Here is a 26,216-nt window from a genome sequence, read left to right as displayed (position 1 = left end):
CTGCGATGAGAGAAGACGCGGGTGGCCTGCCCATCGGAAGAGTCGCCGAGCTGACCGGAATGAGCGTGCACGCGCTGCGGTTCTTCGAGCGCGAAGGCCTGTTCCTGCGCGAGATCCCGCGCACCGGCGGCGGGCAGCGGATCTACGAACAGGCGGACGTGGACTGGCTCGTACTGTGCCGTCGGCTCCGCGACTCGGACATGCCCATCGCCACGATCAAGAGGTTCGCGGAACTGGTCCGGTCGGGCCCCGGCAACGAGCCGGACCGCCTCGCCCTGCTGCGCGAACACGAGCGCGCCGTACGCGCCAGGATCGACGCCCTGATCGCGAGCCTCGACGTCATCCACGGCAAGGTCGTGACCTACGAGCAGCATCTTCGCGGCGGGACAGCCGTCGGGCTCTGGTCGCCGACACTGTCTCGGTGAACTCTCCCGCTGTTCAGGGAGTGAGGCGCACCTCTATCGCAAAGGCGCCTTTCGCGGAATCCCGGATCACGCCAGGGTGACGTGCATGCCGCCCTCCGCCAGGACGTCGAGGGCCTCGGCGAACGGGTCGTACGGCTAGGCCATCCGTCGTCAGGGCGCGGGATAGCGGATTGATACTCGCGCGCGGTCGCGGCGTCTCGCCTGAGCAGAGTCGCGGGGGCTGCGTAGCCGAAGGTGCCACGCAGGCAGTCGTCAAGGTGTCCAGGCAGTCACCGAAGTAGCCGCCCGGCCCGTTCACCGCCCCAGCGCCAAGTAGGGCCTCCACCTCACTGGCCCGGACCTGTGACCCAGCCCCCGCACATGACCTGACTTTGCGTCTACCCCCGGAGGTCTTCCGCCGAGACCACCAAGACCGACCGGCGATAGGCGGCGATGGCTGGAGCGGGCACCACTCGGCGTCGGCTCGGCCGTCCTCACGCTCGGTGGTTCCTGCCTCCGGCTTGGTCAGGAAGTGAGTCCGGCGTCTCGGGCCAGGAGGGCGGCCTGGACGCGGTTGGTGACCTCCAGCGCGGCGAGGATGCGGCTGACGTGGGCTTTGACGGTGCTCTCACGCATGGCGAGGCGGGTGGCGATGTCGGCGTTGGGGGCGCCCTCGGCGAGCAGGGCCAGGACGTCGCGTTCGCGGGGGGTGAGTTTGTCGAGTTGGGCCCGTGCGGCGATGGTGTGGGGTCGGTTGGTGGCGTGGTAGCGGTCGATCAGGCGCCGGGCCGCGTTGGGGTGGAGCATCGCGGAACCGGCGGCGACGAGGTGGACGGCGCGCAGGATCTCGGCGGGGTCGGTGTCCTTGAGCAGGAAGCCGTCGGCCCCGGCGGCGAGGGCGTTGTAGACGTACTCGTCGAGGTCGAAGGTGGTCAGGGTGATCACCCTGGGCGGGTGGGGCAGAGCGCGCAGCCGGGCGGTGGCGGTGATGCCGTCCATCCGGGGCATCCGGACGTCTACCAGCGCCACGTCGACGCGGTGCGCGGTGGCCTTCTCGATGGCCTGGAGCCCGTCGGCGGCCTGAGCGACGACCTCGATGCCGAGGTCACCGTCGAGCAGGTCGGTCAGGCCCAGGCGGACCAGGGCGTCGTCGTCGACGATCATCGCGTGGATCACGGGCGCTTCCCGTTCCGGTCGGAGGAGGTGGGGTGGGGCAGCCGGGCCACCAGGCGCCAGGCTCCCGCGCCCGCCGGGCCGGCGTCGAGGTGGCCGCCGAGCGCGGTGACACGCTCGCGCAGGCCGACCAGGCCGTAGCCGGAGCCGGTCGAGGCACCGGGGCCCGGGAAACCGGTGTCGTTGGTGACCTCGACAAGGGTCGCGGGCGGCCGGTAGCCGACCCGGACGGCCACCCGCCCGCCGTCCGCGTGCTTGCGGGCGTTGGTCAGCCCCTCCCGGACGATCCGGTACGCGGCCAGGCGGTGCGTGGTCGGCGCCTGCGACGGGTCGCCGTCCACGGTCAGGGTGACGTCCTGCCCGGCGGCACGTGCCTGGTCGACCAGGTCACGGACGTCCTTGAGCGCGGGCTCCAGCGGGTCGGGGCCGTCCTCGGAAGCGGGCCCGCGCAGCGCGCCGAGCACCTCGCGCAGGTCGGACAGGGCCTCGACGGAAGTGGAGCGCAGCAGGGCGAGGCGCTCGGCGACCCGGGGCGGCAGATCGGGGGAGCGGGTGGCCAGGACGCCGGTGTGCAGGGCGATCAGGCTCAGGCGGTGGGCGAGGACGTCGTGCATCTCGGCGGCGATCCGCGAGCGTTCGGCGGCACGGGCGGCGTCCTCGCGCAGCCGGGCCTCCACCCGCAGGTGGTCGACCTGGTCGGCCAGGGTCCGCAGCAGGCGGCGGCGGTTGCCCTGCCACAGCCCGACCACCAGGCCGAACAGCAGCGCCGTCAGCGTCGCCGCCCACCGCCGGTCCGTCCAGATCGACCCGGCCTGCACCCCGAGCAGGTTGCCCGCCAGCGCGAGCGCCGCACACACCAGGGCGGTGCGGGTACGACGGGCCACCGCCAGGTCGAACAGGACGACGGCCAGGAACGGGTCGACGACCCATCCCCACCAGGCGGTGGCGACCGTGACGACCACCGGCGCCACCGACAGGCGCCACCGGGGCACCGCCAGGACGACCGCGCACACCGCAGCCGCGACCAGCACCGGAACCCCGAACCGGGTCCCGGCCGTCGCGGTGCCGTTCTGGTAGGCCGTCCACACCAGGAACGCCAGGAACGCCGCCCGGCCCACCGCGGCCCATCGCGGGCTCCTCCACCACTTCACCCTCGCCATGGTAGGCAGCCCGCCGCCCGCGGGGGCGGTACGAAATGCGACGCCCACCCCCTACTTTCGTCGGGGAGGACCGTCGCACAACGGCAGGTCCGAAGGGCGTCCCGGATTCCTACCGTCGAAAGCATGGACCACAGGACCCCCTCTCCCCAGATCCCCCGGAACGCCGCCCGGCAGGCCGCCGAAAGCTGGACGTTCCTGCGCGAAGCCGCCCGGGACCTGCGCACCACCGGCGCCGTCGCGCCCAGCAGCCGGGCCCTGGCCCGTACCCTGACCGACCCGGTGGCCACCTGCGGCTCCCGCCCGCTGTCCGTCCTGGAGGCGGGCGCCGGCACCGGGGCCGTCACCCGCGCCCTGCTCTCCCGCCTCCCGCGCGGCAGCCACCTCGACGTGGTCGAAGCCAACCCGCGCTTCACCGAACGCCTGCGCCGCCTCGTCGACCACCACCCGGCCCCGGTCGTCCGGCACGTCCGCGCGGAAGTCCACCAGGCGTACGTCGAAGAACTCGACACCGGCCGGCGCTACGACGTCATCGTCTCCGGCCTGCCGCTGACCAACTTCACCCCCGACCTGGTCGACCGCGTCATGGCCCGCTACCTGGACCTGCTGCACCCCGGTGGCACCCTCACCTACTTCGCCTATCTCGGCACCCGCCGCGCCCGCACCCTGCTCGCCCCCCGCGACGAAGCCCGCCGCCACGCCGCCGTCGACCAGGTCGTGGGTGCCTACCAGCGCCGCTACGCCACCGGCCGGTGGACGGTCTTCGCCAACCTGCCACCCGCCCACGTCTGGGAGCTGCGCCGCCCCACTGTGGAGGCCGCCGCGCCGTCGCACCCGCTGCCCCTCCTGCCAGGCGCCGAGCAGTGAACCACCTCACCGACGCCGTCGCCCACCTGCCGCCGGCCGCCGTCTACACGATCCTGGCCCTGGTTGTCTTCGCCGAATCCGTGCTTCTGCTGGGCACGTTCGCCCCCACCCTCGCCCTGCTGCTGACGGCCGGGGCCATGGCCCGCACCGGCGCCGTGCACCTCCTGCCGGTGATCGTGGCCGCCACCGCCGCGGCCGTCGCGGGCGACCGCCTTGCCCACTGGAGCGGCCATCTTCTGGGCGAGCGCCTGCGCACCGGCGGCCTCGGCCGCCGTATCCCCGCGGGAGCCTGGCAGCAGGCCGAGACGCTCATGACCCGCCACGCCGGCCGGTCCGTCTTCCTCGGCCGCTTCCTGCCCATGGTCCGTACCCTCACCCCCCACCTGGCCGGCGCCGCCCGCCTGCCCTACCGCCGCATCGCCCCCTACAGCGCCACCGCAGCGGTCCTGTGGGCCGCCGCCGAAGCCGGCATCGGCTACAGCGCAGCAACCTCTCTCCAGCAGATTCTCACCGTCGGCGGTCCGGCCCTCGCCGTGGTCGCGCTGACCGCCCTCGCCACCACGCTCTGGTGGCGGCGCTCCCGGCGCTCCGCACGAGGTGCCGTAACCATGCCGCGCGGGCACTCGGGCTGTAAGAACGAGGCCCCGGTGCGCTGACCGCCCCTGCCGCGAGACCCGCGCGTCCGCCGCACTCATCCTCAACACGATCCCGGCGTCATCACGACAGCCGCAGTGATCAGGAAGAGACGGGCTGTGCCCGCGCTGCCATCCAGCCTGCTCGAACCGTTGTGGGCTCAGTTCGCCGCCCTTCTGCCTGCACGGGAAGAGTTCGCGGCCGGCCATCCGTTGGGCTGCCACAGGCGCAGGGTGCCTGACCGTACGGTCTTCGAGCATGTGGTCCTCGCTCTGGTCCACGGCTCGGGCTACGAGCGCATCTCCACCCCCGGATGCTCCGGCCGCACCATCCGCCGACGCGTCAAAGAGTGGGCCGAGCATGGGATTTCGCAGGCCGTGCACGCCCTCGCCCTGGAAGCCTACGACCGCATGATCGGCCTCGGGCTCGGCGAGATCTCGGTGGACGGGTGCATCACCAAGGCCCCGTCCAGCGGCAAAAGGACCGGTCGCTCGCCGGTTGACCGGGGTAAGAGGTCCTAACAAAAGTCGTAGTCGCGTGACTGTCGGTCTGAACAGGGCGAAGGTTGTCTGATGCGGCGCTAGCCGCACCTCGGCCCGTGCCCCGGCCGGTCGGCGGACTCCGGCCGGCCGGCTGGCCGGGCCACGTCCTCGTCGCGGCCGCGTCACGCCGGTCGGAGCAGGCTGCCCGTGACGAAGCGGTGGAAGCCGCGGGCGAAGGCCCGGGCCTCGTCGGCGGGCCAGTCGGCCAGCGAGGCCTCGATGTGGGCGGCGAGGCGCTCGCGCGTGGTCCGGATGACGCGCTCTCCGGCGTCGGTGAGGGTCAGCAGCGTCGCGCGCCCGTCGTCGGGGTCGGGGACGCGGCGCAGCAGGCCGGCCTCTTCGAGGCGGCTGGCGCGGCGGGTGACGCCCGAGCGGTCGAGGCCGATCTCCTCGGCGAGTCTGGCGGCGCTGCACGGCCCGGTGCGGGCGAGCGCGCTGAGGACGGGGTAGGTGACGGCGTCCAGCGCCCCGTCCAGGCCGCTGGTCAGGAGCTCGTAGAGGTGTGTGCGAGAGCTGCGTCGGAGGACGACGGCAAGTGCGTCGGCGATCTCGTGTCCCACGTCGTTCGGCATGCGTCCAAGAATAGCGTGCGCAACGCACGCACCATGGGGTACTGTTCAGATGCGTGCTCGACGCACGCAAAGTCTCTTCACTCCGACGCTCACGCGTAACTCCGACGCCCAAGGGGACCCGTCATGACCACCGCCACGCGGACCGACATCGCCACCGCGCTCACCGACCTGCTCTTCACCCCCGGGCTCGACCTGGCCGAGGCCGTCGACCGGCACTTCGCCCCGGACTACCGCCAGCGCACCGACGGCAGCTGGGCGGACCGGGCGGAGTTCACCGCCCACATCGCCCACCTGCGCGAGGTCGTCGCGAGCGGCCGCGTCGAGGTCCTCGACGAGCTGGTCCAGGGGGACCGCTACGCCGACCGCCACGTGGTCGACGTCACCAAGACCGACGGCTCCACCGTGCGCATGGAGGTGTACGTGTTCGCCGAGTTCGCCCCCGACGGCCGGTTCCGCCGCTTGGAGGAGACCACCCTGATGCTCCGGGGCGGCGAGGAGGACCGCGACCTCGGCAGCGCCCGCTGACCGACGACGACCCGGCCCCGCCCTGCCACCCCGCCGAGCGCGGCGGGGTGGCAGGGCGGCGCCGCCGTCCGTCCGGGGCCGTTCAGTCCTCCTCGGCCACCTCGTGGTCGGCCTGCGAGCCGATGTGGGCCCGCGCGGCCCGCTCGGCCGCCTCCGGGTCCCCGCTGCGCAGCGCGGCGATGATCGTGTCGTGCTCCTCGATGACGGCCTTCCAGTTGTGGAGGTCCATCGGGGCGGTGATCCGGTGCCGGCGGATGGTCAGCAGGAGCTGCTCGGTGAGCTCGCCGAGGACGCGGTAGCCGCCGGCCCGGGCCAGTGCGCGGTGGAACTCGGAGTTGTGCTCGGGCAGCCGGTCGACCGCCCCGGTGGCCAGGGCGGCGCGCATAGCGTGCTGGGCTGCGTCGAGGTCGGCCAGCAGGGCGTCGGTGACCCGCTCGGCCGCCAGCCGGGCGACCAGCCCCTCGATCGCCTCCCGGGCGAGGAAGACCCCGCGCATCTCGGTCTTGTCGATCTCGGCGACGGTGACACCGGCGTGCACGCGGGAGACGACCAGGCCGTCGGCCTCCAGGCGCTTGACGGCCTCGCGGATGGGGATCTTGCTCACGCCGAGGTTGCGGGCCAGCTCGTCCATGTTAATGCGCTGGCCGGGGCGCAGGTCGCCCCGGGCGATGGCGTCGTGCAGGCTGCCGTAGACGAGGTCGGCCTTGCTCTTCACGGGCGGTATCGGCTCAGCCCAGCTCTTCTGACTCATTCGTTCATCGTATGCGATATCTCTCCGGTGACGAACGGCCCGGTGGCACTGTGTCGCGGTTGGCGTCCGAAGGCGCCGTGGGGTGGTTTCGTATATCGAATACCTTCATCCCGTGCCCCGCGAGCCGGCACCGCCGGACCGGCCACCACCGGCCCGCCCGGACGCCGCCGCGGCGGGCCCTTCCGCCCGGCGTACTCCGCACCCTGCCCGTCGGACTCGCCCGCTTCCAGAACCGGTTCGACCCCCGCTGGGACCTCCTGATGGCCGGCTCCGTCCTCGCCGCCGTCCCCGTCGTCATCGGCTTCGTCCTCCTCCAACGCCTCTTCGTCCGCGGCCTCACCGGAGGAGCCGTCAAGGAATAGCGCGACGGGCGAGTGCTCCACCGCGGATCGGCCTACGAGGCGCGGTCGCAGGTAATGGGCCCGGGGCCGGCCCGTTCCGCGCGCGACTCGGGCGGGACCGGACGACGGTCCCGTCACAGGCGGTTCCGCCGGGCGGTCGTCGGCGCGGGAACCGCCCGCCGGGGCTTCGGCACGGACCCTAGAGGACCCTCCAGAGGGCGAGCGCGAAGACCGCGGCGACCCAGGTCCAGAGGACCGAGAGGCCGATGTGCGCGGCGGTCCGCAGGGGGTCGCCGCGCCAGAGCCTGGGGGAGAAGACGGCGAACTCGAACAGCCAGCGCAGGCCCCAGAAGAGCGTCTGCCCGGCCAGCAGGGCGGTGCCCAGGCGGGTGCCGGCGAGGAGGTCGGGGGCCAGGCAGAGCGGCATCAGGCCGAGCAGCGCGCAGGTCAGCGCGATGAAGAAGAGGTGGACGTAGGAGACCTGGCGGGTCAGCAGGCTGGCGCCGGACAGGTCGGCCGGCCACTGCACGATGCGCGGCAGGACGGCGTGGAACAGGCCCATGCCGACCAGGGCCGCGCCGACCAACCTCAACTGGGCTTCCAGGGTGAACAGTTCGGTCATGCGGCGGGACTCCGGAAGGCGAAGGCGGTGATCAGTGTGGCGATCCGGCGTTCGGCGGCCGGGTGCAGTCCGGCCTCGGCGGCGTGCCGCAGCCAGGTGGCGCGCGGCTGGAAGTGCCAGGCGCCCGGGCCGTAGGCGGCGGTGTTGGCGAGGTCGCGCAGGTGCTCCACCAGCAGCAGGGTGCCGCCGGGCCGCAGGGTGCGGACGGCCTCGGTGAACAGTGCCGTGCGGTCGGCGGGCCGACGCAGTTCGTGGGCGGCGAGGACGGTGAGTACGGTGTCGAGGGAGCCGGTGGCGGCGGGCAGGGCGTCGGGGCGGGCGGAGACGGTGCCGGGGGCGGGCGGGGCGTGGCGACGGGCGCGCCGGATCGAGCCCTCGGTGGTCAGGGCCGGGTCGTAGAGGTCGGCGACGAGCTGGCGGGCGGTGGGGTACCGGGCGGCGACCGGGCGGCTGGCCTCGTCGAGTCCGGTGCAGACGACCAGGTGGTCGCCCGGGCCGTCGGGGAGCAGGTCGGACAGCCAGTCGTAGGAGTGGAGTTCGGAGCGGTCGTAGACGTGCCAGGTGGCCAGGGTGCTGGTGGTGAGGAGCGCGGCGGCGCCGGCCGAGGCGGCGCGGGCGAGGGCGGCGGGCCGGGCGGGGAGGTGACGGGCCAGCGCCCAGCCGGTGGCGGCGGTGACGGCGCCGGCGGCGTACATCGGCCAGTTGTAGCGGATCACCTCGCGGACACCCGAGGGGCGCCGCGCGGGCCCGGCGGGCCGGGCGGGCCGGGCGTTCATCGGCGGGCTCCGTCGAGGGCACGGCGGTGGCCGGCCTCCCAGCCGTAGTCGACGTCGGCGACGTGGAAGGCGTTGGCGAGGACGGGGCGGCTGCCGGTGAAGGGGCCGTGGTCGAAGAAGGTCAGCCGGGGGACCTCGACCGCCACCGGGACGGGGTCCCAGTGGGTGCGGGTGGCCTTGACGACGATCATGGAGCGGGTTTCCGGCTCGTACTCGAAGGTGTAGGGCAGCGGTCCGGCGAACCGGCGCGCGGCCCGGGCGTCGGCGAACGGACTGCCGGGCGGTAGGAGTGCGGGGCTGCTCGCGAGGTCGGCGCGCACATGCAGGTCGGCGCGGCCGTCGGTGCTGAGGACCTTGAACTCCAGGGTGTCGCCGAGTACCCGGGCGCCGATCCTGGCGGAACGGTAGTGGTAGCGGGAGAAGAGGTTGCCGCCGGCGGCCATCAGCCGGTTGTCGGTGTCGGAGCGCAGGATCCGCAGTCCGCGCATGGTGCGCCCGCCCGGGGTGGGGAACCGGGTGAAGATCCGGTAGCCGGTGAGGATGAAGTCGCGGCCGAGGCGGGCGGGCAGGCCGGCCGGGCGCAGCGCGCGGGTGTCGACGACGGCGGCGGCGACGAAGCCGTGTTCGGTGCCGGTGGGGTCGGTGTAGGTGTCGAGGGCGAGGCCGGGCGGCACGAGGGGCACGAGGAGGTGCGGCGGGAGGGCGTAGGTGAGGACGAGGGAGTGCGCGAAGTGGGTGCGCATCGGGAAGGGGTGGCGTTGGAGCAGGTGTCGCACGGTCGACTCCGGTGGTGGGCGCGAAGCGGTGGGTGGTCCTCGGAACCGGCGGCCTTGAGGGCCGGGGCTTTCTGAGCCGGGGCTTTCAGGGCCGGGGCCTTGAGAGCCGGGTGGCCTTCGGAGCCGGGTGGTCTTCGGAGCTGAGTGGTCCTCGGAACCGGGGGCCCTCAGAGCCGGAGCACCCGGATGACGCCCCAGAGCAGGGAGCGGTCCTCGGCGGCGGCGCCCGGGCCGGCGGGGCCCGGTTCGCGGATGCTGCGCAGGACGGCGGTTCCACCGGGGCGGACGGCGTGCTGGACGGCGGCGCGCAGGCGCCGGGTGAAGGCCGGGCCGGGGCCGTCCAGGACGTTGGAGAGGGTGACGGCGTCGTAGTGGCCGGCGGGGGAGCGTTCGAGGTGGTCGAGGACGTCGCCGGCGAGCAGCCGGACGGGGGCCGCGGCCGGTTCGGCGGGGGTGACGGGCGGCCCGGGCAGTTCGCGGCCGAGGAGCAGGCGCCAGGCGTAGGGGTTGTCGGCGTTGGGGTGGCGGGCGACCCCGCGGGCCAGCCGGGCCCGCAGGGCGGTGTCGAAGCGGTGGGGCAGGACGTCCCGGAAGGCGGGCCGCACGGCGGTGGCGAGCGTGCCGGCGGGGCGCAGGGCGGCGGCGAGCAGCAGGCGCAGGCCGGGTCCGTCGAGCCGGTGGCGCCAGTGGCGGGCCTGGGCGGCGGGGTCGTCCAGGCGCAGGAAGCGTTCCAGGGCGGCGGGTCGCCAGGCCGGGAGGACGGCGGCGGCCGCCGCCCGGCCCGCGGCGAGCAGGTGTTCCGCGGAGCCGGTGGTCGCGGGCGCGCCGGTGGTGAGCCGGCCGCGGGCGTAGGCGAGCTGGGCGGGGTTGAGGTCGATGGCGGTGACCTCGTGCCCGGCGGCGGCCAGTGCGGCGGCGGTGTCGCCGGCCGAGGCGATGCAGAGCACGCGGGCGCCCGGTGCCGGGAACGCGCCGAGTTCGACGGCCGGGTCCTCGTACATCCGGCCGAACAGGACGCGCGGGCGGCGGGTCTGGAGGCTGAGCAGTCGGCCTTCGGTCCAGGGCGTGGCGGTGCTCATGCGGCGACCGCGATCGGGCGGATGCGGTCGCGCCGGGCGGCGGGGAGGGTCCAGACGAGGGCCAGGAAGGCGATGTCCTGGACGACGAGGCGGCCCGGTTCGGGGATGCGGTCGGCGCCGAACAGCAGGCCGCCGGTGTTGAACCCGACGACCAGCAGGGTCTGGACGATCGCGGCCGGCCTGGCCCGGCGTCCGCTGAGCACCCAGGCGCCGAGGGCCAGCTCGGCCAGGCCGATGATGATCAGCAGCGGCGTCACGGCGCTCCCGGGCAGGAGCGGCAGGCCCGCCACGATGGCGCGCTGGTCGGCGCGGCCGGGGAAGATCTTGCACCAGAGGCCCTCGTAGCCCCACATCAGGGCGACCGCGGAGGCGCTCAGCCGGGTCTGCCAAGGAGTCGGCACGGTGGACGGTCCTTTCTTCCGCTGCCGGCGAGCGCGGGTGCGCCGGGGCAGGGCGGGGCACGGCGGGGTGGCCCGAACCCCTCGGTCGGGGTCGGGGGCTCCCGCTCGGGATCATCATGGCGCACGGGTTTGAACATGTTCAACTGGGGGCGTGCCGTGGTGCCGGGCGGGCGCGCGGGCGCCGTGTCCGCCCCGGGGACGCCGAAGGGCGCCCGCTCGGTTCGAGCGGGCGCCCAGCGGCGGGTCGGGAGGGCGGGCCGGTCGGAGCGACGGTCAGAGCGGATCTCCCAGCGGCCCGAACTCCGCCTCCAGGGAGTCGGCCCAGTGGGCGGCGAAGTCCGGTCGCGTGCCGTCGGCGTCGGTGAACCCGTACTCCCGGTAGAGGCCCCAGGTGGCGAGCGCCCGGCCGGTCTTGGCCATGACGGCGGGGTCGGCGGCCAGCGCGGCGACTGCCCGTCCCAGGTAGGCGGGGGTTTCCGAGTGGGCGAAGTTCGGGTCCTGGGCGACGCCGTCGCGCCAGTTGGCCTCGGTGACCCCGAAGTGCTCCAGCACGGCCTCCGAGCGCAGGAAGCCCGGCGTGATCGCGACGGCCGCGACGTCGTGCGCCTTCAGCTCGGCGGCCTGCGCGACGGCGAGGCGGATCACCGCGGACTTCGCGAGGTCGTAGAAGAACGAGCCGCGGTAGCGGGCGGTGTTGCCGTCGGTGACCTCCACGACCAGACCGCTCCGGCGCGCGACCATCAGCGGCAGTGCGAAGCGGCTGGTGATCACATGGGTCTCCACCGCCCGCCGCAGCAGCCGGAGGCCGGTGTCGAGGTCCTGCTCCCACAGCGGGTGCGTCCAGTCCGTCAGCTGGTCCCCGCCCCATACGGAGTTGACCAGGACGTCGAGCCGGCCGTCCTGTTCGGCCGCGATCCGGTCGACCAGGGCGCGGACCTCCTCTGGGCGGCTGTGGTCGGTGCGGACGGGGACTCCGACGCCGCCGGCGGCGGTGATCCGCTCGGCGGTCTCCTCGACGGTCTCCGGACGGTCCAGGTCGGAGCGCCCGGCCGTGCTGCTGCGGCCGGTGACGTACACCGTCGCGCCGGCCGCCCCGAGCTCGACGGCGATGCCCCGTCCGCCGCCCCTGGTCCCGCCGGCGACCAGCGCCACCTTCCCCGCCAGCGGCCGGGTGTCGTTCGTCATGCTTCCTCCAGGTCGTGGCGGTGCCGGGGTGGGTGGTGCGGGGCCAGGAGGGCGTCGAGCTCCCGGCGCAGCCGCTGCGCGAGGGTGCCCCGGCGGTCGAGCGCCCAGACGAGGCCCACGCCGGCGGTGACCGCCTGGACGGACCCGGCCACCGCCGCGACGTCCGTCCCGGCCCGGAGTTCGCCGGCGGCGACGGCCTCCGCCAGCAGTGCCCGGATCACCCGTTCCTGGGCCCGGTGGGCGGCCAGGGCGGGCTCGTAGAGCTGCGGGTCCGTGAGATCCGTGCACAGGAAAGCCAGGTGGTTGGCGAAGCTCTCCGGCGTGGCCATCGGAGCCATCGACTCGACGACCAGCGCGGCCAGCGCCCCGAGGACCGATGGGTGCGCCTCCCGCACCCGGCCGTGCAACGCGTCCGCGTCCTTGACGGACTGCTCGGCGAGCGCCACCAGCAGGCCGTGCTTGGAGCCGAACCGCTGCACGAGGGTGCCGGGCACCAGCCCGACCTCGCGGGCCACGGCGGCCAGCGTCAGCCCGGCGGGGCCCACCCGGCCGATCACCTCGGCCGTCGCGCGCAGGATCACCACGTCGTCCACGCCTCGGGGACGTCCGGCCATCGCTACCCCCTCATTAATAAATGCCTGTTCATTTATTAAAGCCCACGATCGCCCGCAGGGCAACCGGGGGCCTCGGGCCGCTGCGACGGCCCGTCTCACCGCCGACGGAACCGGGCCCCTCGATCACGCGGCCAGGGGGTCATGAGGTCACGGGGTCGCGGGTCACGGGGTCACGCGGGCTCGTTCAGGAGCGTCTTCCGGTGCAGCCAGGCGAGGTGGAGCAGTTCCGCACCCGCCGGCTGCATCGGCTCGCCGGTGGTGAGGCGCTCGACCTGTTGGGCGGTGAACGGGATCCCCATCGCGTGCCCGGTGCCGTCGTCCAGCCGTACGCGGTGCCCCTCGTCGTTGGTGGAGACGATCCGCGCGAACACCGTGTCGAACAGCTCGGCGTCGAACACCGCGACGGTCAGCAGGTCGGTGACGAAGGTGAGCGGGTCCATGCCCAGGCCCAGCCAGGAGACCCGGAGCGTGCCGGCCGCGCGGGCCTCGGTCAGGGTCCGGTTGAACGGCCACGCGTCGTAGTCGAGAGGGGCCGCGCCGCTGCCGTAGTCCTCGCTGCCGCCGAGCAGTTCCTCGCTGAGCTCGCGCACGACCGCGCGCCACAGGTCGAAGTCGTTGGCCTCGTTCCACGGCGCGTCGTGGGAGGCCTGGAACATGCCCACGGGCATGACCTGGAAGAGGCCGCCGCCGCTGGCGACCTTGGCCGGGTCGCGCCAGTGCAGGACGAACTCGGCCGCGCCGGTCCGCCGGTCGTGGCGGATGACCAGGGTGCTCACGGCGGTCATGACCGGCCGCCGGTCGAGATCGGTGGGATCACCGAGGGCGGCCCGCAGCGGTGTGGCGCCGCCGGCCGGCACGGGCCGGCCGGGCGCGGCCAGCGCGGCGGCGGCGTACTCGTGAGCGGCGGCCTCGCAGACGTTGATGACGTCGAAGTAGGTGCCGCGGCCGAAGGTCAGCGTGGGCGCGGCCGCGTCCGGCGCCACCGCCAGGAGCCGGTAGCAACTCCGGTCCTCGAACAGTTTCGGCCTGGCCAGGTCGCGGACGGCGTCGGCGTAGCAGGGGTACGGGGTGCCGTCGTCGCGCCGGGCGCGGGTGGCGTCCAGTTCCGGGCCGCGGCCGTCGACGGGGGCGGCCGGGGTCCGCTCCTGCCACCGGAGCCGCACCCGCTCCAGGGGTACGGGCGCCTCGGGAATCCAGTGCTCGCGCGCCAGCAGCCGCCCGCCCGGAGCGAACTGCCGGGCGGCGTGCTCGGCCGCGGCCGCCCGGGTCAGCTCGAAGCGGTGGCGGTTCAGGTGGTCGCGCACCTGCCGCCAGCGGGCCCGGCTCGCGGCCGGGGTCACCTCCGGCGTGCCGTCCGGCGCCGGCTGCGGGGTGGTGGACACGGCTCTCCTCGGGGGTCGGCGATCCGCACCGGCGGCCCCCACGCACCGCGGGGGAGGGCGGGTGCTTCCGGGGTCTGGCCAAGTATGCCGAGCCCGGCGGTTGCCGGCCGCTCAGCCCCGCCGGTCCTCGTCGCCCGGCTGATCGGGGAGCAGGGGGAACAGCCGGGTGATGAGGGCCACCGGCCGGGCGCCCTCGGGCCGGGCCAAGGGGCGCTGTTCGCGGTGCTGGTAGGGGGCGAGCGCCTGCCGGACCGCGGCCGCGACCCCGCTCATCTCCTCGGGCGTCAGGTAGGCGACGGCACTGAACGCCTCGTCGTGCCGCCATGCGGCGGGCGCCAGCTCGCGTTGGCCGAGCCATCGTCGCCAGCTCTCGTCCTCCAGTCCCCGGGCCAGGTCGCCGAATTCCTCCGCCGGGGGAGCACCGGCCTCCGGAGCCTCCTGCCGCAGACGCCAGGGCCGTGCGCGGCCCCCGGTGTGCGGCGCTTCCTCGATGAGTCCGTGCCGGGCGAGCTGCCGCAGGTGGAACGAGCAGAGCCCGGAGCTGTGCCCCAGCAGCGTCGCCGCCTCGGTCGCCGTGACGGTGCCGACTTCGGCGAGCAGCTCCAGCAGCGCCGTGCGGACCTCGTGCGCGGGCAGCCGGTCCTCGGCCTGCCGGGACCGACCGGGTGGGGTCTTGACGTCTTCTTCAGTCACTTTGCAAAGTCTGCTACTTTGCAAAGTGATTGGCAAGCGGTCCATCGCAGGGTGGGCCGGAGGGTGAGTGGGGGAGACAGCATGTCCGTTCGTCACGAGCGGCCCGGTCCCGTCGACCGGCGGGTCCGGGTCCAGGGCAGACCGGTGGACTCCTACCCGGCGCTGTCACCCGAGGCGGAACGCGGCTCGGTCCGCCGGGTCACGGAGGCGGGCGAGGAGATCCTGCACCGCCCGTGCCGGGAGGTCACCGAGTTCGGCACGCCCGAACTGTCGGCACTGATCGACGACATGTTCCTCACCATGCACGTGGCCGAAGGCGCCGGCCTGGCCGCCAACCAGGTCGACGTCGACCTGCGGCTCTTCGTCTACGACTGCCCGGACGACGACGGGATCCGGCACGTCGGCCACATCCTCAACCCGGTCCTGGAGTTGCCGGAGCCGGGCGACCGCCGACTGGTCGACGACGTGGAGGGCTGCCTCTCCGTGCCCGGTGCCGCCATGGCCGTCCCCCGCACCGACCACGCCGTCGTGCGCGGGTTCGACCAGGACGGCAAGCCGCTCGTCATCGAGGGGACCGGCTACTTCGCCCGGTGCCTGCAGCACGAGAGCGACCACCTCGACGGCCACACGTACCTGGACCGGCTTTCGAAGCGGGACCGCAGGGATGCACTCCGACAGACGGCGGACCGCCGCGAGACCGTCTTCGCCCAACGCGCCGCCAGGGCCGCCACCTTCGCCCGCTGATCGGTCCGACGGCAGGGACCAGCGGGGGCCCGTGCTCCCTGCCCGGACCTGCCCCGTCCTGGCTCGACGATTCCGGTCGGGTGGTCTGACGGCTGCGGTGGCGGGCCCCGGCCGTCGGGTGACGGCCGGGGCCGGGCCGTGTCAGCCGGTGGCCTCCGCGGCGAGGGTGCACAGGCGCTTGGTGGCGCGGGTGAGGGCGACGTACAGGTCGCGTTCGCCGCCGGGGCGGGCGGCGGTGATGCCGTCCGGGTCGAACACGACGGCGGTGTCGAACTCCAGCCCGCGCGCCTGTGAGGCCGGCACCAGCCGGGCGTGCCGTTCGACGCCCGCGGCCGCGAGCTGCGCCGTCCGGTCGTCGGCGCAGATCACCCCGATCAACTCGCCGGGGTGCGCGGCGCCTTGCTCGCGCAGCTCCCGCAGGAGGGCGGTGACGAGCGACGCGCGGTCCGCGGCGAGGGTGCGCGGCACCTCGCCGTGCCGGATCGAGCGGATCGGTGTGCGGTCCGGGGCGATCCGGGCGAGCAGGTCCTCGGTGACGGCGAGGATCTCCTGGGTGGTCCGGTAGCTGACGGTCAGGGTGCGCAGGTCGTAGCGCCGTCCGAGGTCCGGGCCGAGCGCCTCCTTCCAGTCCCGGGCCACCGTCGCCGGGCCCGCCTGGGCGAAGTCCCCGACCAGGGTCATCGACCGGCCCGGGCAGCGGCGCACGATCATCCGCCACTGCATGGCGGTGAGTTCCTGCGCCTCGTCGACGACGACGTGCCCGAACGTCTGCTCCGGCGGGCCGTCGACCAGGCCGGCCGCCTCGTCGAGGAGCGGCACGTCGCCGTCCGTCCAGGGCGCCTCCGGCGTGCGCCGCAGCAGGGCCAACTGCCCGTCCGTGAACCCCTGCAGGTGCCCGGCCGGATCGTCGCCCTCCGCCAGCAGGGCGTGGACCACCTGGCCCGGCGTGAGCCGGGGCCACAGGTCTTCGACGGCCCGGTCGAGCGAGGCGTCGTCCAGCAGGTCGGCGCGGACGGCGTCGGCGTCGAACTCGTCGGCCCCGGTGGCCGGCGCGTCGTCGAGACCGAGGCGGCGCAGGTCCGCCGCGGCGGCCCGGTCGAGGTCGAGTCCGGTCAGCTCGGCGACCTGGGCGTCGATCTCCTCCAGCACCTCGGCGCCGCTGCGGGCCAGCTCGTCGACGAGGGCGTCGACCAGCAGCTCCTTGAACAGCCGGCGCGCCGGGTTGTGCGCGATACCGTTGCTCCGCGCCGACTCCCGGGCCCGGACGACCTCCGCCTCCGGGAGCCGGATCCACTCCCGGCCGACCCGGACCTCGAAGTCGCCGCCCGGGGCCTGCCGGGACCGGACCACGGCGGCCAGCGCGTCGGCGAGTACGGAACTCCCCTTGAGGCGCGCCACCTCGAAGGGGTCCGCCGCGCCCGGTGCGACGCCCGCCAGTTCCTCGCACGTCGCCAGGACGACGTCGTTCTCGCCGAGCGAGGGCAGCACCTGGGAGATGTAGTCGAGGAACCGCGCGTTCGGCCCCAGCACGAGCACACCGCGCTCGGCCGCCCTCGGGAACGCGTACAGCACGTACGCGGCCCGGTGCAGCGCCACCACCGTCTTCCCGGTGCCCGGACCGCCCTGCACCACCGTCACCCCGCGGTGCGGCGACCGGACGATCGCGTCCTGCTCGACCTGGAGCGTGGCGACCGCCGCCCCCATCCGGCCGGTCCGCCTGGCCTGGAGCGCCGCCGCCAACGGACCGTCACCGACCACGTCCTGCTCGGTCGGTGCGGAGCCGTCGAGCAGTTCGTCGCTCACCCCCACCACTGTCCGGCCCGTCAGCCGCAGATGGCGCCGTCGCCGCAGCCCCATCGGGTGCACCGGCGTCGCCTCGTAGAACGGCCGTGCGGCCTCGGCCCGCCAGTCCACCAGTACCGGCAGCTCGTCGGAGTCCCGTTGCAGCCCCAGCCGCCCGATCCGCAGGACGGTCCCGTCCGCCAGGTCGATCCGGCCGAAGGCCAGCCCGTCCTCGGCCCCTTCCAACCGTCGTACCTCGCGCGCCAGTTGTCCGGCCGCCAAGTCCCTCTCGTACACCTCGCCCGCCCCGTCGGACGGCGCCGCGAGGACGCGCGCCAGCTGCTCCCGCACCCCGGCCAGCCGCTGGTCGAACAGGTCGCCCAGGGCGGAGACGTGCACCCGCTCAAGCTCCACCTCGCGGGCGGCAACCTCGTTGATCTGAGACAAGAAAGCCCTCTCGGCTCGATCCACCACTGTTTCGAGGCGCCACTATGCAGAGGGAATCCGGGAAAGTAAATATTGACCGAACCGGGTGGAATATGACCTCTGGTGCACACCACCGGGCCGACCTGCCGTTCCGGGGGAGGACGCCCTCGCCCCGTCGCCCGGTCGCGTGCTCGGCCGCGCCGGCCGGTCGAGGACTGCCGAGTGACTGCCAGTCCGACCAGGCGGTCGAGCCGGCGGTGACCTGCCGGATGTGCCGGATGCTGCCGCCGGTGAAGGGGGCGAAGACCTCCAGGCGGCCGTCGGCGTTCGGGGCGACGACCGGGGCTCCGGCGACACCGCCGGCGAGCGGCCGCCAGTTCGACCAGCTCCCGTCGTCACCGGCGGTGTACTGCCAGCTGTGCCAGAGCGGCCCGCTCGCGCCGTCGTGGACGAAGATTTCCAAGCGGCCGTCCGCATTGCGCCCGACCCAGGAGAATTGGGCACGGCGGCGCGGGTTTCTGACTAGACATCAGGAGGCAGGGAAGGCGACTGCCCAGGGCTCCGGCCGAGGCGCTCCCGGTCCGCGCGCTCCCCGTGCCCGAGGGCGCGCCGGAGAGGCGTCCGAGGGCGTCACGGCCGGTGCGCGCGTAACGTACAGGTGTCAACTACCTGCCGCCGGCCCGCACCGGGCTGGCCGGTCACCGGTCACCGGTCACCGGTCACCGGTCACGTAAGGGGAAGATCATGGAAGACCGAGCACTGGGCAGCCAGGGCCTGACCGTAGGCGTACAGGGTCTCGGCTGCATGGGGATGAGCGCCTTCTACGGCGCCACCGACGAGACCGAGTCCCTGGCGACCATCGACCGTGCGCTGGAGCTCGGCGTCACCCTGCTGGACACCGCCGAGAGCTACGGACCGTTCCGCAACGAGCAGCTGCTGGCCAAAGCGCTGCACGGGCGCCGGGCGGACGCGGTGGTGGCCACCAAGACCGGAGTGGAGCTCGCGGACGACGGTCGGGCGTCCGGGCTCAACGGCCACCCGGAGTACGTGCGGCGGGCGCTCGACCGGTCGCTGCGGCACCTGGGCACGGACTACGTCGACCTGTACTACCTGCACCGCATCGACCCCGGGGTGCCGATCGAGGAGACCGTCGGCGCGCTGGCCGAGCTGGTGGCCGCCGGCAAGATCCGCTACATCGGCGTCTGCGAGGCGTCCGCGCGGACCATCCGGCGTGCCCACGCCGTCCACCCGCTCACCGCCGTGCAGACCGAGTACTCGCTCTTCGAGCGCGGCATCGAGCACGACGGGGTGCGGGAGACGCTGCGGGAGCTGGGCATCGGTCTGGTCGCCTACTCCCCGCTGGGCCGCGGCTTCCTCTCCGGCGCGATCACCAGCCCCGACGACTTCGCCGCGGACGACTGGCGCCGGACGGATCCGCGCTTCCAGGGGAAGAACTTCGACCGCAACCTGGAGGTCGTGCGCGAGGTTCGCCGGATCGCCGCCGCCAAGGGCGTGACGCCCTCCCAGCTGGCGCTCGCCTGGGTCCGGCACCAGGGCGCCGTCGCCATCCCCGGCACCAAGCGCCGCAGTTACCTGGAGGAGAACGTCGCCGCAACCGAGCTGGCCCTCACCCCCGAGGACATCGCCGCGATCGAGGCGGTCGCACCCCACGGCGCGGTCACCGGCGACCGGTACCCGCCGGAGTACATGAAGACGCTCAACGGCTGACCGCCGGCCGACGGAGCCCGCGCTCCGGGGGTGACAGCGCCACCAGGAGGGTGCGGCGGCCCTCGCGGCGTCGACCAGGTCCGCCTTGGTCACGGTGTCGTCGCCGAGCCGGGCCGCGACGGCACCGGCGAAGCCGTGCGCCAGAAAGGCGGCGACGACGGGCCGGTTGGCGACCGGGACGTCCGGGACCAGGGGCGGGGTTGCCTGGGTGCGGCAGGGCCAGGCTCACCGGCTGCTGACAGGGTAGGAATGACCTCGTGCCGCCGGGCACCGCGGACCGCGGCCCGGCGATCCGATCCGCGTCGGATCGGCCCCGCGGGTGCGGTGCGGGACGCCCGGGCCTCCCGCACCGCACCGACGGAGCCGGCCTCCTCCTCCACCGGGTCGGGTCATGAGCGACAGCAGCAGTTCCTTGGGCGAGTACCTCCGAGCACGGCGCGAAGCCCTCCGGCCGCAGGGCGTGGGCCTGCCGGAGCACGGCCGCCGTCGGGTCCCGGGGCTGCGCCGCGAGGAGGTCGCGATGCTGGCGGGCGTGAGCGCCGACTACTACACGCGCCTGGAGCAGGGGCGCGAGACCAATCCCTCGCCCCAGGTCGTCGAGGCCGTCGCGGCCGCCCTCCACCTCGACGGCGAGGCGCTCGCCCACCTGCGCCGACTCGTCCGGGCACCCCAGGAACGCCGGGGCGCGCCCGCCGGGCACGAACGCGTCGGCCCCCAGCTGCGGCGACTGCTCGACAGCTGGCCCGACACGCCCGCCTTCGTCCTGGGGCCGGCCCTGGACGTCCTGGCGCACAACCGCCTCGCCGGCGCCCTGCACAGCGGGTTCCAGAGGTTCGACAACCTGGCCGGGATGGCCTTCCTCGACCCCGCCGGCCGCTCCTTCTACCGGGACTGGGAGCGCTCCGCGCACTCCTGCGTCGCCGAACTCCGCGCCGCCCACGGACACCACCCCGACTCGCCGCGGATCGCCGAAGTCGTCGCCACCCTGCGCGCGCGGAGCCCGGAGTTCGGCGAGCTGTGGGCCCGGCACGACGTGCGGGCCAAGACCCAGCAGTCGAAGCGGCTCGCGCACCCCGAGGTGGGCGCCCTGGAGATCGAGTTCTCCGCCTTCACCGTCAACGGCGCACCGCACCAGCAACTGGTCGTCTACCAGGCCGAACCCACCGCTGTCGCCGCCCTGGCCGGGCTCCGCGCCCTGGCCGGGCTCACCCCGGCGACGCGGGTGGCACCCGCCCGCGCGCTCAGCACCGGCTGACCCGGCGCCCCCTTCGCGCCACACCCCCGACCCCGCGTGCCCTCCCGCCACACCCGCAACCCGGCCCGCCTCCATCGAGGCGGGCCGGGTGTTCCGCATTCCTCGGCGCGGGTCGGCACCGCCGCGCGCTGCGGCGGGTGGGTGCCCGGCACCCGGGGACGGCGCGGCCTGGTTCCGGCCACGGCGGAGCGGCAGGCTGGCTCCGCGGCAGTCGCCGTACCCACCGCCGGAAGGGAACCCCGTGCACGTCCCCCACGCCCGCCCCACCGCCGAAGACGCCGCCCTCGCCCGGATCCGGAGCCTGCCCGCCGACCGGCGGCGGATCCTGTTCACCGGCGCCACCGTCGTCACCATGGACCCGGCGCTCGGTGTCCTCGACCGGGGCGACCTGCTCGTCGAGGGCGACACCGTCGCCGCCGTCGGGCCCGGCCTGAGCGCGGTCGACGCCGTGGTCGTCGACGCCACCGGCACGATCCTCTGCCCCGGTTTCGTCGACACCCACCGCCACGCCTGGGAGGCCCAGTTGCGCCGGATCATGCCGGACGTCGACGACCTGGGCGGCTACGTCACCGCGACCCTGGCCGGTTACGCCACCGTCTACCGGCCCGAGGACATGTACACCGGGACCAGGCTGGCCGCCCTGACCGCGATCGACAGCGGTATCACCACCATGCTCGACTTCTCCCACAACTCCCGCACCGGCGACCACTCCGACGCCGCCGTCCAGGCCCTCCTCGACACCGGCATCCGCGGCGTGCACGCCTCCATGGGCCCGCACTTCGGCACCTGGGACCAGCAGTGGCCCGGCGACCTCACCCGGCTCAGGGACCGCTACTTCGGCAGCGACGACCAACTGCTCACCCTGCGCCTGGCAGCCCTGGCCACCGAGGAGATCGCCGGCCCCGCGCTCGCCTACGGTCCCGAACTCGCCCGCGTCGCCGAGGACCTGGGCATCGGCGTGAGCGTGGACGCCGTCTTCGGCACGGCCTCCTCCGAGGCCGTGCTCCGCTGGGCGGAGCACGGCATCCTCGGCCCCGACGTCACCCTGATCCACGCCACCGGGCTCACCTCCGACGCCTGGAAGGCCATCGGGGAGACCGGCACCACCGTGGCACTCGCCCCCACCTCCGACGCCCAGATCGGCCTGGAGACCGCGATCCCCGCCGTGGACGAGGCCCTCGCCGCCGGCGTCCGCCCCGGCCTGAGCATCGACGTCGAAGTCGCCCTGGCCAGCGACATGTTCACCCAGATGCGGACCCTGCACGCCATCCAGCGAATGCGCGCCGTCAACGCCGCCCACGGCACCGACCGGCAGCCCTCCCGGATCACCACCCACGACGTGCTGGACTTCGCCACCCTCCAGGGCGCCCGCACCAACGGCCTCGCCGCCGTCACCGGCTCCCTCACCCCCGGCAAGAAGGCCGACCTGCTGGTGGTCCGGGCCGAGGACCTCAACAACATGCCGCTCAACGACCCGATCGGCACGCTCGTCCTCGGCTCCGACGCCCGCAACATCGCCGCGGTCCTGATCGACGGTGAGCCCCGCAAGTGGAACGGACACGTCCTCGACGTCGACCTGACCGCCCTGCGCGCCGACGTCCACGCCTCCCGCGCCCACGTGCTGAGCGCCCCGCCCACGTCCTGAGCGCCCCTGAGGCCCGGGGGCACGTCACCACACCGCCGGTGACGTGGCCGGAGCCGGTCCCTCACCGGCCGCCGACGAGCGGCTCGGGCGACGACGACCGCCTCCGGCCGACCCGAGCAGCGCACCGGCCGGGCACCGTCGGGAGACGGCCCTTCCTCGGGAGAGGGCCTTCCTCAGGCGGGTTCCGCCGAGCCGGTGAGCCGGAGCTTGCGCTGGGCGCGCTGGTAGAAGGTGGTGCGGCCGAGCCGGACGACCCGCGAGGCGGCGGGGAGCATCGTCACCTCGACGACGTCGCCCGGCCGGACGCGGCCGACCAGCAGGCCGTCGGCCTCGATGGCGAGGTCCCCGCTGTGCGGCAGGACCTCCAGGGCGAGCCGCTCCCCGCCGGAGAGGAACACGGACCGGTTGAACGCCGCGTGCGGGGCCACCGGCGTCACCAGCAGGCCCTCGGCGTTGGGGGAGACGATCGGCCCGCCGGCGGAGAAGCTGTACGCCGTGGAGCCGGTCGGCGTGGCCACGACGACGGCGTCGGCGGTGTACGACACGAAGGGCTGCCCCTGGACCCGGACCGCCACGGCCGCCGACCTGTGCCCGGGGCTGCGCAGCAGCACCACGTCGTTGAGCGCCGTCTCCCGGGAGTCACCGAACGTGGCCTGGACACCGGAGCGGGACTCCACGGTGAACCGCAGATCGTCGATCGCGTCGAGGGCGTCCGGCAGCTCCGGGATGTCGACCTCGGCGAGGAAGCCCAGCCGCCCGACGTTGACGCCCAGCACCGGGACCCGGCTCCCGGCGACCAGCCGCATCGCGCGCAGCATCGTGCCGTCCCCGCCCAGGCTGATCAGCAGATCGGCGGTGGCGGCCATCTCCTCGGCCCCGACCGCCACGGCGTCGCACCCGATCCGGGCCACCTCCGCCGTCAGTCCGAGGACCTTGGCGTCCCGCGCCCGGCTCCAGCGGACCACGGTGGCCACGGTGGGTGCGCTGGTCCGTTCGGGGTGGAGCACCAGCCCCACCGTGCCGATGAATCCCATCCCGGACCTCCTCGATCCCGATCGGCCCGCCTCGCTCCTCCCAGCATCCACCCGGACCGGGGGCGACGTCACCGGGACCCGGGCCGGCGCCCCCGGCACGCCGCCCCGGGCGGCCACGGTGCGTCATCGGCCGGGCGCCCGTCCCGTCCGCGATGATCGGGCGATGACCCTTCCGCTCCCCGCCGGCAGCCGCACCACGACCAGGCTGATCACCGCCGCGACCCTGCTGTTCGTGGCCTCGGAACCCGCACCGGCCGTCACCGGCCCCGCAGGCCCGGAGTCCGGCCGCTGCTCCTCGGTGGCCCACTCCCGGCCCGCCGAGGAGCTGACCCGCGCGATCACCCGCGTGGTGTCGGAGCGTCACAGCACCGTCGCCGTCGCGGTCGAGGACCCGGGCACCGGGCTGTCCTGCGCGGTCCGGGCCCGCGAGCGGTTCGACTCGGCCAGTGTCATCAAGGTGACGATCATGGGTGCGGTGCTGCGCCGCGCCCAGGACGAAGGGCGCGCGCTGACGCCGTTCGAGGAGGACAACCTGCGGCCGATGATCGTCCAGTCGGACAACGACGCGGCCACCGCCCTCTGGCGGGACCTGGGGCGGGCGCGGCTGGCGGAGTTCCTGCGCCTCTCCGGCATGGCGGACACCGTCCTCGCGGACGGCGACCGGTGGGGGCGCACCCAGATCACCGCCGGTGACGAGATGAAGCAGCTCGCCGTCTTCGCCGCACCGGGCCCGGTGCTCACCCCGGAGCACCGCGCGTTCGGCCTGGACCTGATGAACCAGGTCGAGGAGGACCAGGCCTGGGGCGCCCCGCTCGGCGCCCCCGACGGCACCACCGTCCACGTGAAGAACGGCTGGGCGCCGCGGGAGCGGCACGCCTGGCACGTGCACAGCCTCGGGATCTTCACCGACCCGGGCGAGCCGTACCGCATCGCGATCCTCACCCGGGACAACCCCAGCGAGGAGTACGGGATCGACACCGTCCAGGCGGTCGCGCAGGTCGTCCACGCCGCCCGGGTGGCGGCGGCGAGCCGGTGACCGACCGCCGCCCTCGATCGCCTTCGTGGTCCGTGCGGCGCCCCCGTTGGATCCGGCGGCGAAGACGACGGCGTCGGCGTTCCCGAAGGCCTCCGCCAGCTCCGGCACGGACGGTCCGGCGAGGTGTCCGACCAGCGCGTGGACACCCGGCTCGGCGAGCTCCGCCCGCTGTTCCTCACGGCGTACGACGCCACGGACGGTGTCGCCCCTGGCGAGCGGCTCCCGCGTGAGCAGGGGGCCGACCTTGCCCGTGATACCGAGGATGAAGACGTCCACCACGAAGGCTCCGATCGTTTCGGCAGGTCGGTCCGGGGGAGAGGCATCCGGCAGCGCCCGGGGGTCCTGGGCGGGCGTCAGACGAAGGCGCCGATGCCCGTCGCGGCGCGGCCGACGATCAGGGTGTTGATCTCCCGGGTGCCCTCGTAGGAGTAGAGCGCCTCGGCGTCGGCGACGAAGCGGGCGATGCTGTAGTCCAGCACGATGCCGTTGCCCGCCAGCAGCTCGCGGCCCCAGCCGACGGTCTCCCGCATCCGGCTGGTGCAGTACGCCTTGGCCAGCGCGGAGTGCTCGTCCCGGAACGTGCCGGCGTCCTCCAGCTGTGCCAGCCGCACCACCATGCCCAGGCAGGCGGTGGCGTTGCCGAGCATCCGCACCAGCAGGTCCTGGACGAGCTGGAAGCGGGCGATCGGGCCGCCGAACTGCTCGCGCTCACGGGTGTAGTCCAGGGCGATCCGGTAGGCGCCCAGCATCACCCCGACCGCCTCCCAGGCCACCCCGCTCCGGGTGTGCCGCAGCACGTCGGCGGTGTCGCGGAAGCCCTCCGCCCGCTGCAGCCGGTCCGCTTCGGGGACCAGGCACTCGGTGAGCACCACGTCCGCGTTCTCCACGGTGCGCAGGGCCATCTTGTTCTCGATCCTGGTGGCGGTGAAGCCGGGGTTGTCACCGTGCACCACGAAGCCCAGGACGTGTCCGCTCTCCTCGTCCTTGGCCCAGACGACCACCAGGTCCGCGAAGGTCGCGTTGCCGATCCACCGCTTGGCGCCGTTGAGCACCCAGGTGTCGCCCTCGCGCCGGGCGGTGGTGCGCAGCCCGGCGGCGACGTCGGAGCCGCCCTGCGGCTCGGTCAGCGCGAAGGCGCCGATCTGCTCCATCCGGGTCATCGCCGGGAGCCAGCGCTCGCGCTGCTCCGGCGAGCCGCAACGGGCGATGCTGCCCATCGCCAGCCCGGCGTGGACCCCGTAGAAGGTCGACAGGGAGGCGTCCACCCTGGCCATCTCCAGGGCGATGAAGCCGTTCAGCAGGCTGCTTGCGGGATTCTCCCGGTAGGCGAGGCCGCAGATGCCCAGCTCGGCGTAGCGGGGGATCAGGTGGTGCGGGAACGCGGCCCGGCCCCACCACTCGTTGGCGTGCGGGGCGACCTCCTGCCGCAGGAAGTCACGGACCCGCCGCAGCACCTCGGCCTCCTCGGGGACCAGCAGGTCCTCGAACCGGTACAGGTCCTCGACCAGTACGTCGTCGGTCATGGGTGTGCTCCTCGGCTCGGTGACGACAGGGGCGGCGACATCGGTGCCGCCACCATGCCCCGCCTACCCCTTGATCGCCCTCCAAACGCAGCCCGGCGGACGGGTGACCCCGTACGGCACCGGCCCGGCCGCGGTCGACGTGCGGGAGGCGCGGATGCCGGCGGGCCGCCTCACGGCTCCTGGGCGCGGCCCGCGGCGGCGGCCCAGGCGAGGCCGATCACCACGGCGAGCACCATCAGCACCGCGCCGAGCCCGATGGACGTCCAGCCGCCGCTGGTCAGGCTGTTCAACTGCTCCTGGTAGGTGGCGTCGTGGGGCTCGGGCATGCCCTCGGAGAACGAGCCGGTGACCTTGGGGTGGCAGACGTCGCCCGGCACCATCGGTTTGCCGTAGCAGGTGGGTACGGCGGTGTTCAGCTTGCTGACGCCGGACAGGATCAGGCCCGCCCCGCCGGCGAGTACGAGCAGCAGGATGACGAATCCCATGACCGGTGCGGACCCCCGTCCCGGCGCTGCCGCCGAACCGGCGCGCCCTCGTTCGCTTCGACGCG

Annotated in this window: 26 protein-coding genes and 3 pseudogenes; 10 read left to right on the top strand and 19 right to left on the bottom strand. The window is 74.2% G+C overall.

Annotated features, from left to right (window positions below; all coding sequences use genetic code 11):
• The first annotated feature begins 5 nt into the window (after positions 1–5).
• Complete coding sequence (locus OG618_RS02605) at positions 6–425, top strand: MerR family transcriptional regulator (protein WP_329485476.1); 420 nt, start codon at positions 6–8, stop codon at positions 423–425.
• 66 nt (positions 426–491) lie between these two features.
• Here the strand turns inward: OG618_RS02605 and OG618_RS02600 are convergent.
• From OG618_RS02600 to OG618_RS02590, 3 genes and pseudogenes are all read right to left on the bottom strand, one after another.
• Positions 492–726: pseudogene (locus OG618_RS02600) on the bottom strand (barstar family protein); the annotation flags it as partial.
• Positions 727–929: 203 nt separating this feature from the next.
• A complete protein-coding gene (locus OG618_RS02595; RefSeq protein ID WP_329485475.1) occupies positions 930–1,580 on the bottom strand; it encodes a response regulator transcription factor in 651 nt (216 codons plus the stop codon).
• The gene (locus OG618_RS02590; protein ID WP_442906745.1) at positions 1,577–2,737 is read right to left on the bottom strand and encodes a sensor histidine kinase; all 1,161 of its coding nucleotides are present in this window, start codon (positions 2,735–2,737) and stop codon (positions 1,577–1,579) included. The genes OG618_RS02595 and OG618_RS02590 overlap by 4 nt, the downstream gene beginning before the upstream one ends.
• Positions 2,738–2,860: 123 nt before the next feature.
• Here OG618_RS02590 and OG618_RS02585 point away from each other — a divergent pair, with 123 nt between their 5' ends.
• From OG618_RS02585 to OG618_RS02575, 3 genes and pseudogenes are all read left to right on the top strand, one after another.
• Positions 2,861–3,601 carry a class I SAM-dependent methyltransferase gene (locus tag OG618_RS02585; protein ID WP_329485473.1) on the top strand — a complete coding sequence of 247 codons (741 nt, stop codon included), beginning with the start codon at positions 2,861–2,863 and terminating at the stop codon, positions 3,599–3,601.
• Positions 3,598–4,257 (top strand): DedA family protein, encoded by a 660-nt coding sequence (locus tag OG618_RS02580; protein ID WP_329485472.1) that lies wholly within the window; start codon positions 3,598–3,600, stop codon positions 4,255–4,257. Before OG618_RS02585 ends, OG618_RS02580 begins: the two co-directional genes overlap by 4 nt.
• Positions 4,258–4,353: 96 nt before the next feature.
• Positions 4,354–4,749: pseudogene (locus OG618_RS02575) on the top strand (transposase); the annotation flags it as partial.
• Between the two features lie 149 nt (positions 4,750–4,898).
• Here the strand turns inward: OG618_RS02575 and OG618_RS02570 are convergent.
• Positions 4,899–5,348 carry a MarR family winged helix-turn-helix transcriptional regulator gene (locus OG618_RS02570; RefSeq protein WP_329485471.1) on the bottom strand — a complete coding sequence of 150 codons (450 nt, stop codon included), beginning with the start codon at positions 5,346–5,348 and terminating at the stop codon, positions 4,899–4,901.
• 123 nt (positions 5,349–5,471) lie between these two features.
• Between OG618_RS02570 and OG618_RS02565 the strand changes: the two genes are divergently transcribed.
• Positions 5,472–5,873 carry a nuclear transport factor 2 family protein gene (locus tag OG618_RS02565; protein ID WP_329485470.1) on the top strand — a complete coding sequence of 134 codons (402 nt, stop codon included), beginning with the start codon at positions 5,472–5,474 and terminating at the stop codon, positions 5,871–5,873.
• An 82-nt stretch (positions 5,874–5,955) separates the two neighbouring features.
• Here the strand turns inward: OG618_RS02565 and OG618_RS02560 are convergent, their stop codons facing one another.
• The 10 genes from OG618_RS02560 to OG618_RS02515 all read right to left on the bottom strand — a co-directional run bounded on the left by OG618_RS02560 (position 5,956) and on the right by OG618_RS02515 (position 14,493).
• Positions 5,956–6,624 (bottom strand): GntR family transcriptional regulator, encoded by a 669-nt coding sequence (locus tag OG618_RS02560; RefSeq protein ID WP_329485469.1) that lies wholly within the window; start codon positions 6,622–6,624, stop codon positions 5,956–5,958.
• 540 nt (positions 6,625–7,164) lie between these two features.
• Positions 7,165–7,587, bottom strand: a complete 423-nt coding sequence (locus OG618_RS02555) for a hypothetical protein (RefSeq protein WP_329485468.1) — start codon at positions 7,585–7,587, stop codon at positions 7,165–7,167.
• Positions 7,584–8,363, bottom strand: a complete 780-nt coding sequence (locus tag OG618_RS02550) for a class I SAM-dependent methyltransferase (protein WP_329485467.1) — start codon at positions 8,361–8,363, stop codon at positions 7,584–7,586. The genes OG618_RS02555 and OG618_RS02550 overlap by 4 nt, the downstream gene beginning before the upstream one ends.
• Positions 8,360–9,139, bottom strand: coding sequence for a DUF2071 domain-containing protein (locus OG618_RS02545; protein WP_329485466.1), 780 nt, complete (start codon positions 9,137–9,139; stop codon positions 8,360–8,362). Before OG618_RS02545 ends, OG618_RS02550 begins: the two co-directional genes overlap by 4 nt.
• A gap of 167 nt (positions 9,140–9,306) precedes the next feature.
• Positions 9,307–10,218: a DUF3419 family protein gene (locus tag OG618_RS02540; protein WP_329485465.1), complete on the bottom strand. Its 912-nt coding sequence runs from the start codon at positions 10,216–10,218 to the stop codon at positions 9,307–9,309.
• Complete coding sequence (locus OG618_RS02535; protein ID WP_329485464.1) at positions 10,215–10,619, bottom strand: DoxX-like family protein; 405 nt, start codon at positions 10,617–10,619, stop codon at positions 10,215–10,217. Before OG618_RS02535 ends, OG618_RS02540 begins: the two co-directional genes overlap by 4 nt.
• 273 nt (positions 10,620–10,892) lie before the next feature.
• Positions 10,893–11,804 (bottom strand): SDR family oxidoreductase, encoded by a 912-nt coding sequence (locus OG618_RS02530; protein WP_329485463.1) that lies wholly within the window; start codon positions 11,802–11,804, stop codon positions 10,893–10,895.
• Entirely contained in the window at positions 11,801–12,418 is a 618-nt protein-coding gene (locus OG618_RS02525) for a TetR/AcrR family transcriptional regulator (RefSeq protein WP_329485462.1), read from the bottom strand. Before OG618_RS02525 ends, OG618_RS02530 begins: the two co-directional genes overlap by 4 nt.
• Before the next feature lie 170 nt (positions 12,419–12,588).
• The gene (locus OG618_RS02520) at positions 12,589–13,800 is read right to left on the bottom strand and encodes an XRE family transcriptional regulator (RefSeq protein ID WP_329485461.1); all 1,212 of its coding nucleotides are present in this window, start codon (positions 13,798–13,800) and stop codon (positions 12,589–12,591) included.
• A gap of 111 nt (positions 13,801–13,911) precedes the next feature.
• Complete coding sequence (locus tag OG618_RS02515; protein WP_329485460.1) at positions 13,912–14,493, bottom strand: winged helix-turn-helix domain-containing protein; 582 nt, start codon at positions 14,491–14,493, stop codon at positions 13,912–13,914.
• 81 nt (positions 14,494–14,574) lie between these two features.
• On the opposite strand from OG618_RS02515, the gene def reads away from it, so the two are divergent.
• The gene (gene def, locus OG618_RS02510) at positions 14,575–15,237 is read left to right on the top strand and encodes a peptide deformylase (RefSeq protein ID WP_329485459.1); all 663 of its coding nucleotides are present in this window, start codon (positions 14,575–14,577) and stop codon (positions 15,235–15,237) included.
• 141 nt (positions 15,238–15,378) lie between these two features.
• On the opposite strand, the gene OG618_RS02505 is transcribed toward def, so the two are convergent.
• Positions 15,379–17,466 carry a HelD family protein gene (locus tag OG618_RS02505; protein WP_329485458.1) on the bottom strand — a complete coding sequence of 696 codons (2,088 nt, stop codon included), beginning with the start codon at positions 17,464–17,466 and terminating at the stop codon, positions 15,379–15,381.
• 723 nt (positions 17,467–18,189) lie between these two features.
• Here OG618_RS02505 and OG618_RS02500 point away from each other — a divergent pair.
• From OG618_RS02500 to OG618_RS02490, 3 genes are all read left to right on the top strand, one after another.
• On the top strand, positions 18,190–19,173 hold the full coding sequence (locus OG618_RS02500) for an aldo/keto reductase (protein WP_329485457.1): 984 nt from the start codon (positions 18,190–18,192) through the stop codon (positions 19,171–19,173).
• A gap of 391 nt (positions 19,174–19,564) precedes the next feature.
• Entirely contained in the window at positions 19,565–20,428 is an 864-nt protein-coding gene (locus tag OG618_RS02495; protein ID WP_329485456.1) for a helix-turn-helix domain-containing protein, read from the top strand.
• 241 nt (positions 20,429–20,669) lie between these two features.
• On the top strand, positions 20,670–22,073 hold the full coding sequence (locus OG618_RS02490; RefSeq protein ID WP_329485455.1) for an amidohydrolase family protein: 1,404 nt from the start codon (positions 20,670–20,672) through the stop codon (positions 22,071–22,073).
• Positions 22,074–22,246: 173 nt separating this feature from the next.
• Here OG618_RS02490 and OG618_RS02485 read toward each other — a convergent pair whose 3' ends face one another.
• A complete protein-coding gene (locus OG618_RS02485) occupies positions 22,247–23,107 on the bottom strand; it encodes an NAD(+)/NADH kinase (RefSeq protein WP_329485454.1) in 861 nt (286 codons plus the stop codon).
• A 163-nt stretch (positions 23,108–23,270) separates the two neighbouring features.
• Here OG618_RS02485 and OG618_RS02480 point away from each other — a divergent pair, with 163 nt between their 5' ends.
• A complete protein-coding gene (locus OG618_RS02480) occupies positions 23,271–24,143 on the top strand; it encodes a serine hydrolase (protein WP_329485453.1) in 873 nt (290 codons plus the stop codon).
• A 27-nt stretch (positions 24,144–24,170) separates the two neighbouring features.
• On the opposite strand, the pseudogene OG618_RS37970 reads toward OG618_RS02480, so the two are convergent.
• The 3 genes and pseudogenes from OG618_RS37970 to OG618_RS02470 form a co-directional block, all read right to left on the bottom strand.
• Positions 24,171–24,419 (bottom strand): annotated as a pseudogene (locus OG618_RS37970) (NAD(P)H-binding protein); the annotation flags it as partial.
• Between the two features lie 77 nt (positions 24,420–24,496).
• Positions 24,497–25,666 carry an acyl-CoA dehydrogenase family protein gene (locus OG618_RS02475; protein WP_329485452.1) on the bottom strand — a complete coding sequence of 390 codons (1,170 nt, stop codon included), beginning with the start codon at positions 25,664–25,666 and terminating at the stop codon, positions 24,497–24,499.
• A gap of 170 nt (positions 25,667–25,836) precedes the next feature.
• Positions 25,837–26,151: a hypothetical protein gene (locus OG618_RS02470; protein ID WP_329485450.1), complete on the bottom strand. Its 315-nt coding sequence runs from the start codon at positions 26,149–26,151 to the stop codon at positions 25,837–25,839.
• Positions 26,152–26,216 lie beyond the last annotated feature (65 nt).

This window comes from Kitasatospora sp. NBC_01246 (genome assembly GCF_036226505.1).
In the GTDB taxonomy this organism is placed as follows: domain Bacteria; phylum Actinomycetota; class Actinomycetes; order Streptomycetales; family Streptomycetaceae; genus Kitasatospora.
Note: the sequence above shows the minus strand (reverse complement) of the source record. Positions and strands in the feature narration are given on the sequence as shown.

Excerpts from the sequence above, each read along its gene's own strand:
- def (WP_329485459.1), top strand. The coding sequence starts at position 14,575 with ATGTCCGTTCGTCACGAGCGGCCCGGTCCCGTCGACCGGCGGGTCCGG.
- OG618_RS02495 (WP_329485456.1), top strand. The coding sequence starts at position 19,565 with ATGAGCGACAGCAGCAGTTCCTTGGGCGAGTACCTCCGAGCACGGCGC.
- OG618_RS02550 (WP_329485467.1), bottom strand. The coding sequence starts at position 8,363 with ATGAACGCCCGGCCCGCCCGGCCCGCCGGGCCCGCGCGGCGCCCCTCG.
- OG618_RS02570 (WP_329485471.1), bottom strand. The coding sequence starts at position 5,348 with ATGCCGAACGACGTGGGACACGAGATCGCCGACGCACTTGCCGTCGTC.
- OG618_RS02540 (WP_329485465.1), bottom strand. The coding sequence starts at position 10,218 with ATGAGCACCGCCACGCCCTGGACCGAAGGCCGACTGCTCAGCCTCCAG.
- OG618_RS02485 (WP_329485454.1), bottom strand. The coding sequence starts at position 23,107 with ATGGGATTCATCGGCACGGTGGGGCTGGTGCTCCACCCCGAACGGACC.
- OG618_RS02585 (WP_329485473.1), top strand. The coding sequence starts at position 2,861 with ATGGACCACAGGACCCCCTCTCCCCAGATCCCCCGGAACGCCGCCCGG.
- OG618_RS02525 (WP_329485462.1), bottom strand. The coding sequence starts at position 12,418 with ATGGCCGGACGTCCCCGAGGCGTGGACGACGTGGTGATCCTGCGCGCG.
- OG618_RS02560 (WP_329485469.1), bottom strand. The coding sequence starts at position 6,624 with ATGAGTCAGAAGAGCTGGGCTGAGCCGATACCGCCCGTGAAGAGCAAG.
- OG618_RS02565 (WP_329485470.1), top strand. The coding sequence starts at position 5,472 with ATGACCACCGCCACGCGGACCGACATCGCCACCGCGCTCACCGACCTG.
- OG618_RS02605 (WP_329485476.1), top strand. The coding sequence starts at position 6 with ATGAGAGAAGACGCGGGTGGCCTGCCCATCGGAAGAGTCGCCGAGCTG.
- OG618_RS02470 (WP_329485450.1), bottom strand. The coding sequence starts at position 26,151 with ATGGGATTCGTCATCCTGCTGCTCGTACTCGCCGGCGGGGCGGGCCTG.
- OG618_RS02530 (WP_329485463.1), bottom strand. The coding sequence starts at position 11,804 with ATGACGAACGACACCCGGCCGCTGGCGGGGAAGGTGGCGCTGGTCGCC.
- OG618_RS02500 (WP_329485457.1), top strand. The coding sequence starts at position 18,190 with ATGGAAGACCGAGCACTGGGCAGCCAGGGCCTGACCGTAGGCGTACAG.
- OG618_RS02555 (WP_329485468.1), bottom strand. The coding sequence starts at position 7,587 with ATGACCGAACTGTTCACCCTGGAAGCCCAGTTGAGGTTGGTCGGCGCG.
- OG618_RS02480 (WP_329485453.1), top strand. The coding sequence starts at position 23,271 with ATGACCCTTCCGCTCCCCGCCGGCAGCCGCACCACGACCAGGCTGATC.
- OG618_RS02590 (WP_442906745.1), bottom strand. The coding sequence starts at position 2,737 with ATGGCGAGGGTGAAGTGGTGGAGGAGCCCGCGATGGGCCGCGGTGGGC.
- OG618_RS02475 (WP_329485452.1), bottom strand. The coding sequence starts at position 25,666 with ATGACCGACGACGTACTGGTCGAGGACCTGTACCGGTTCGAGGACCTG.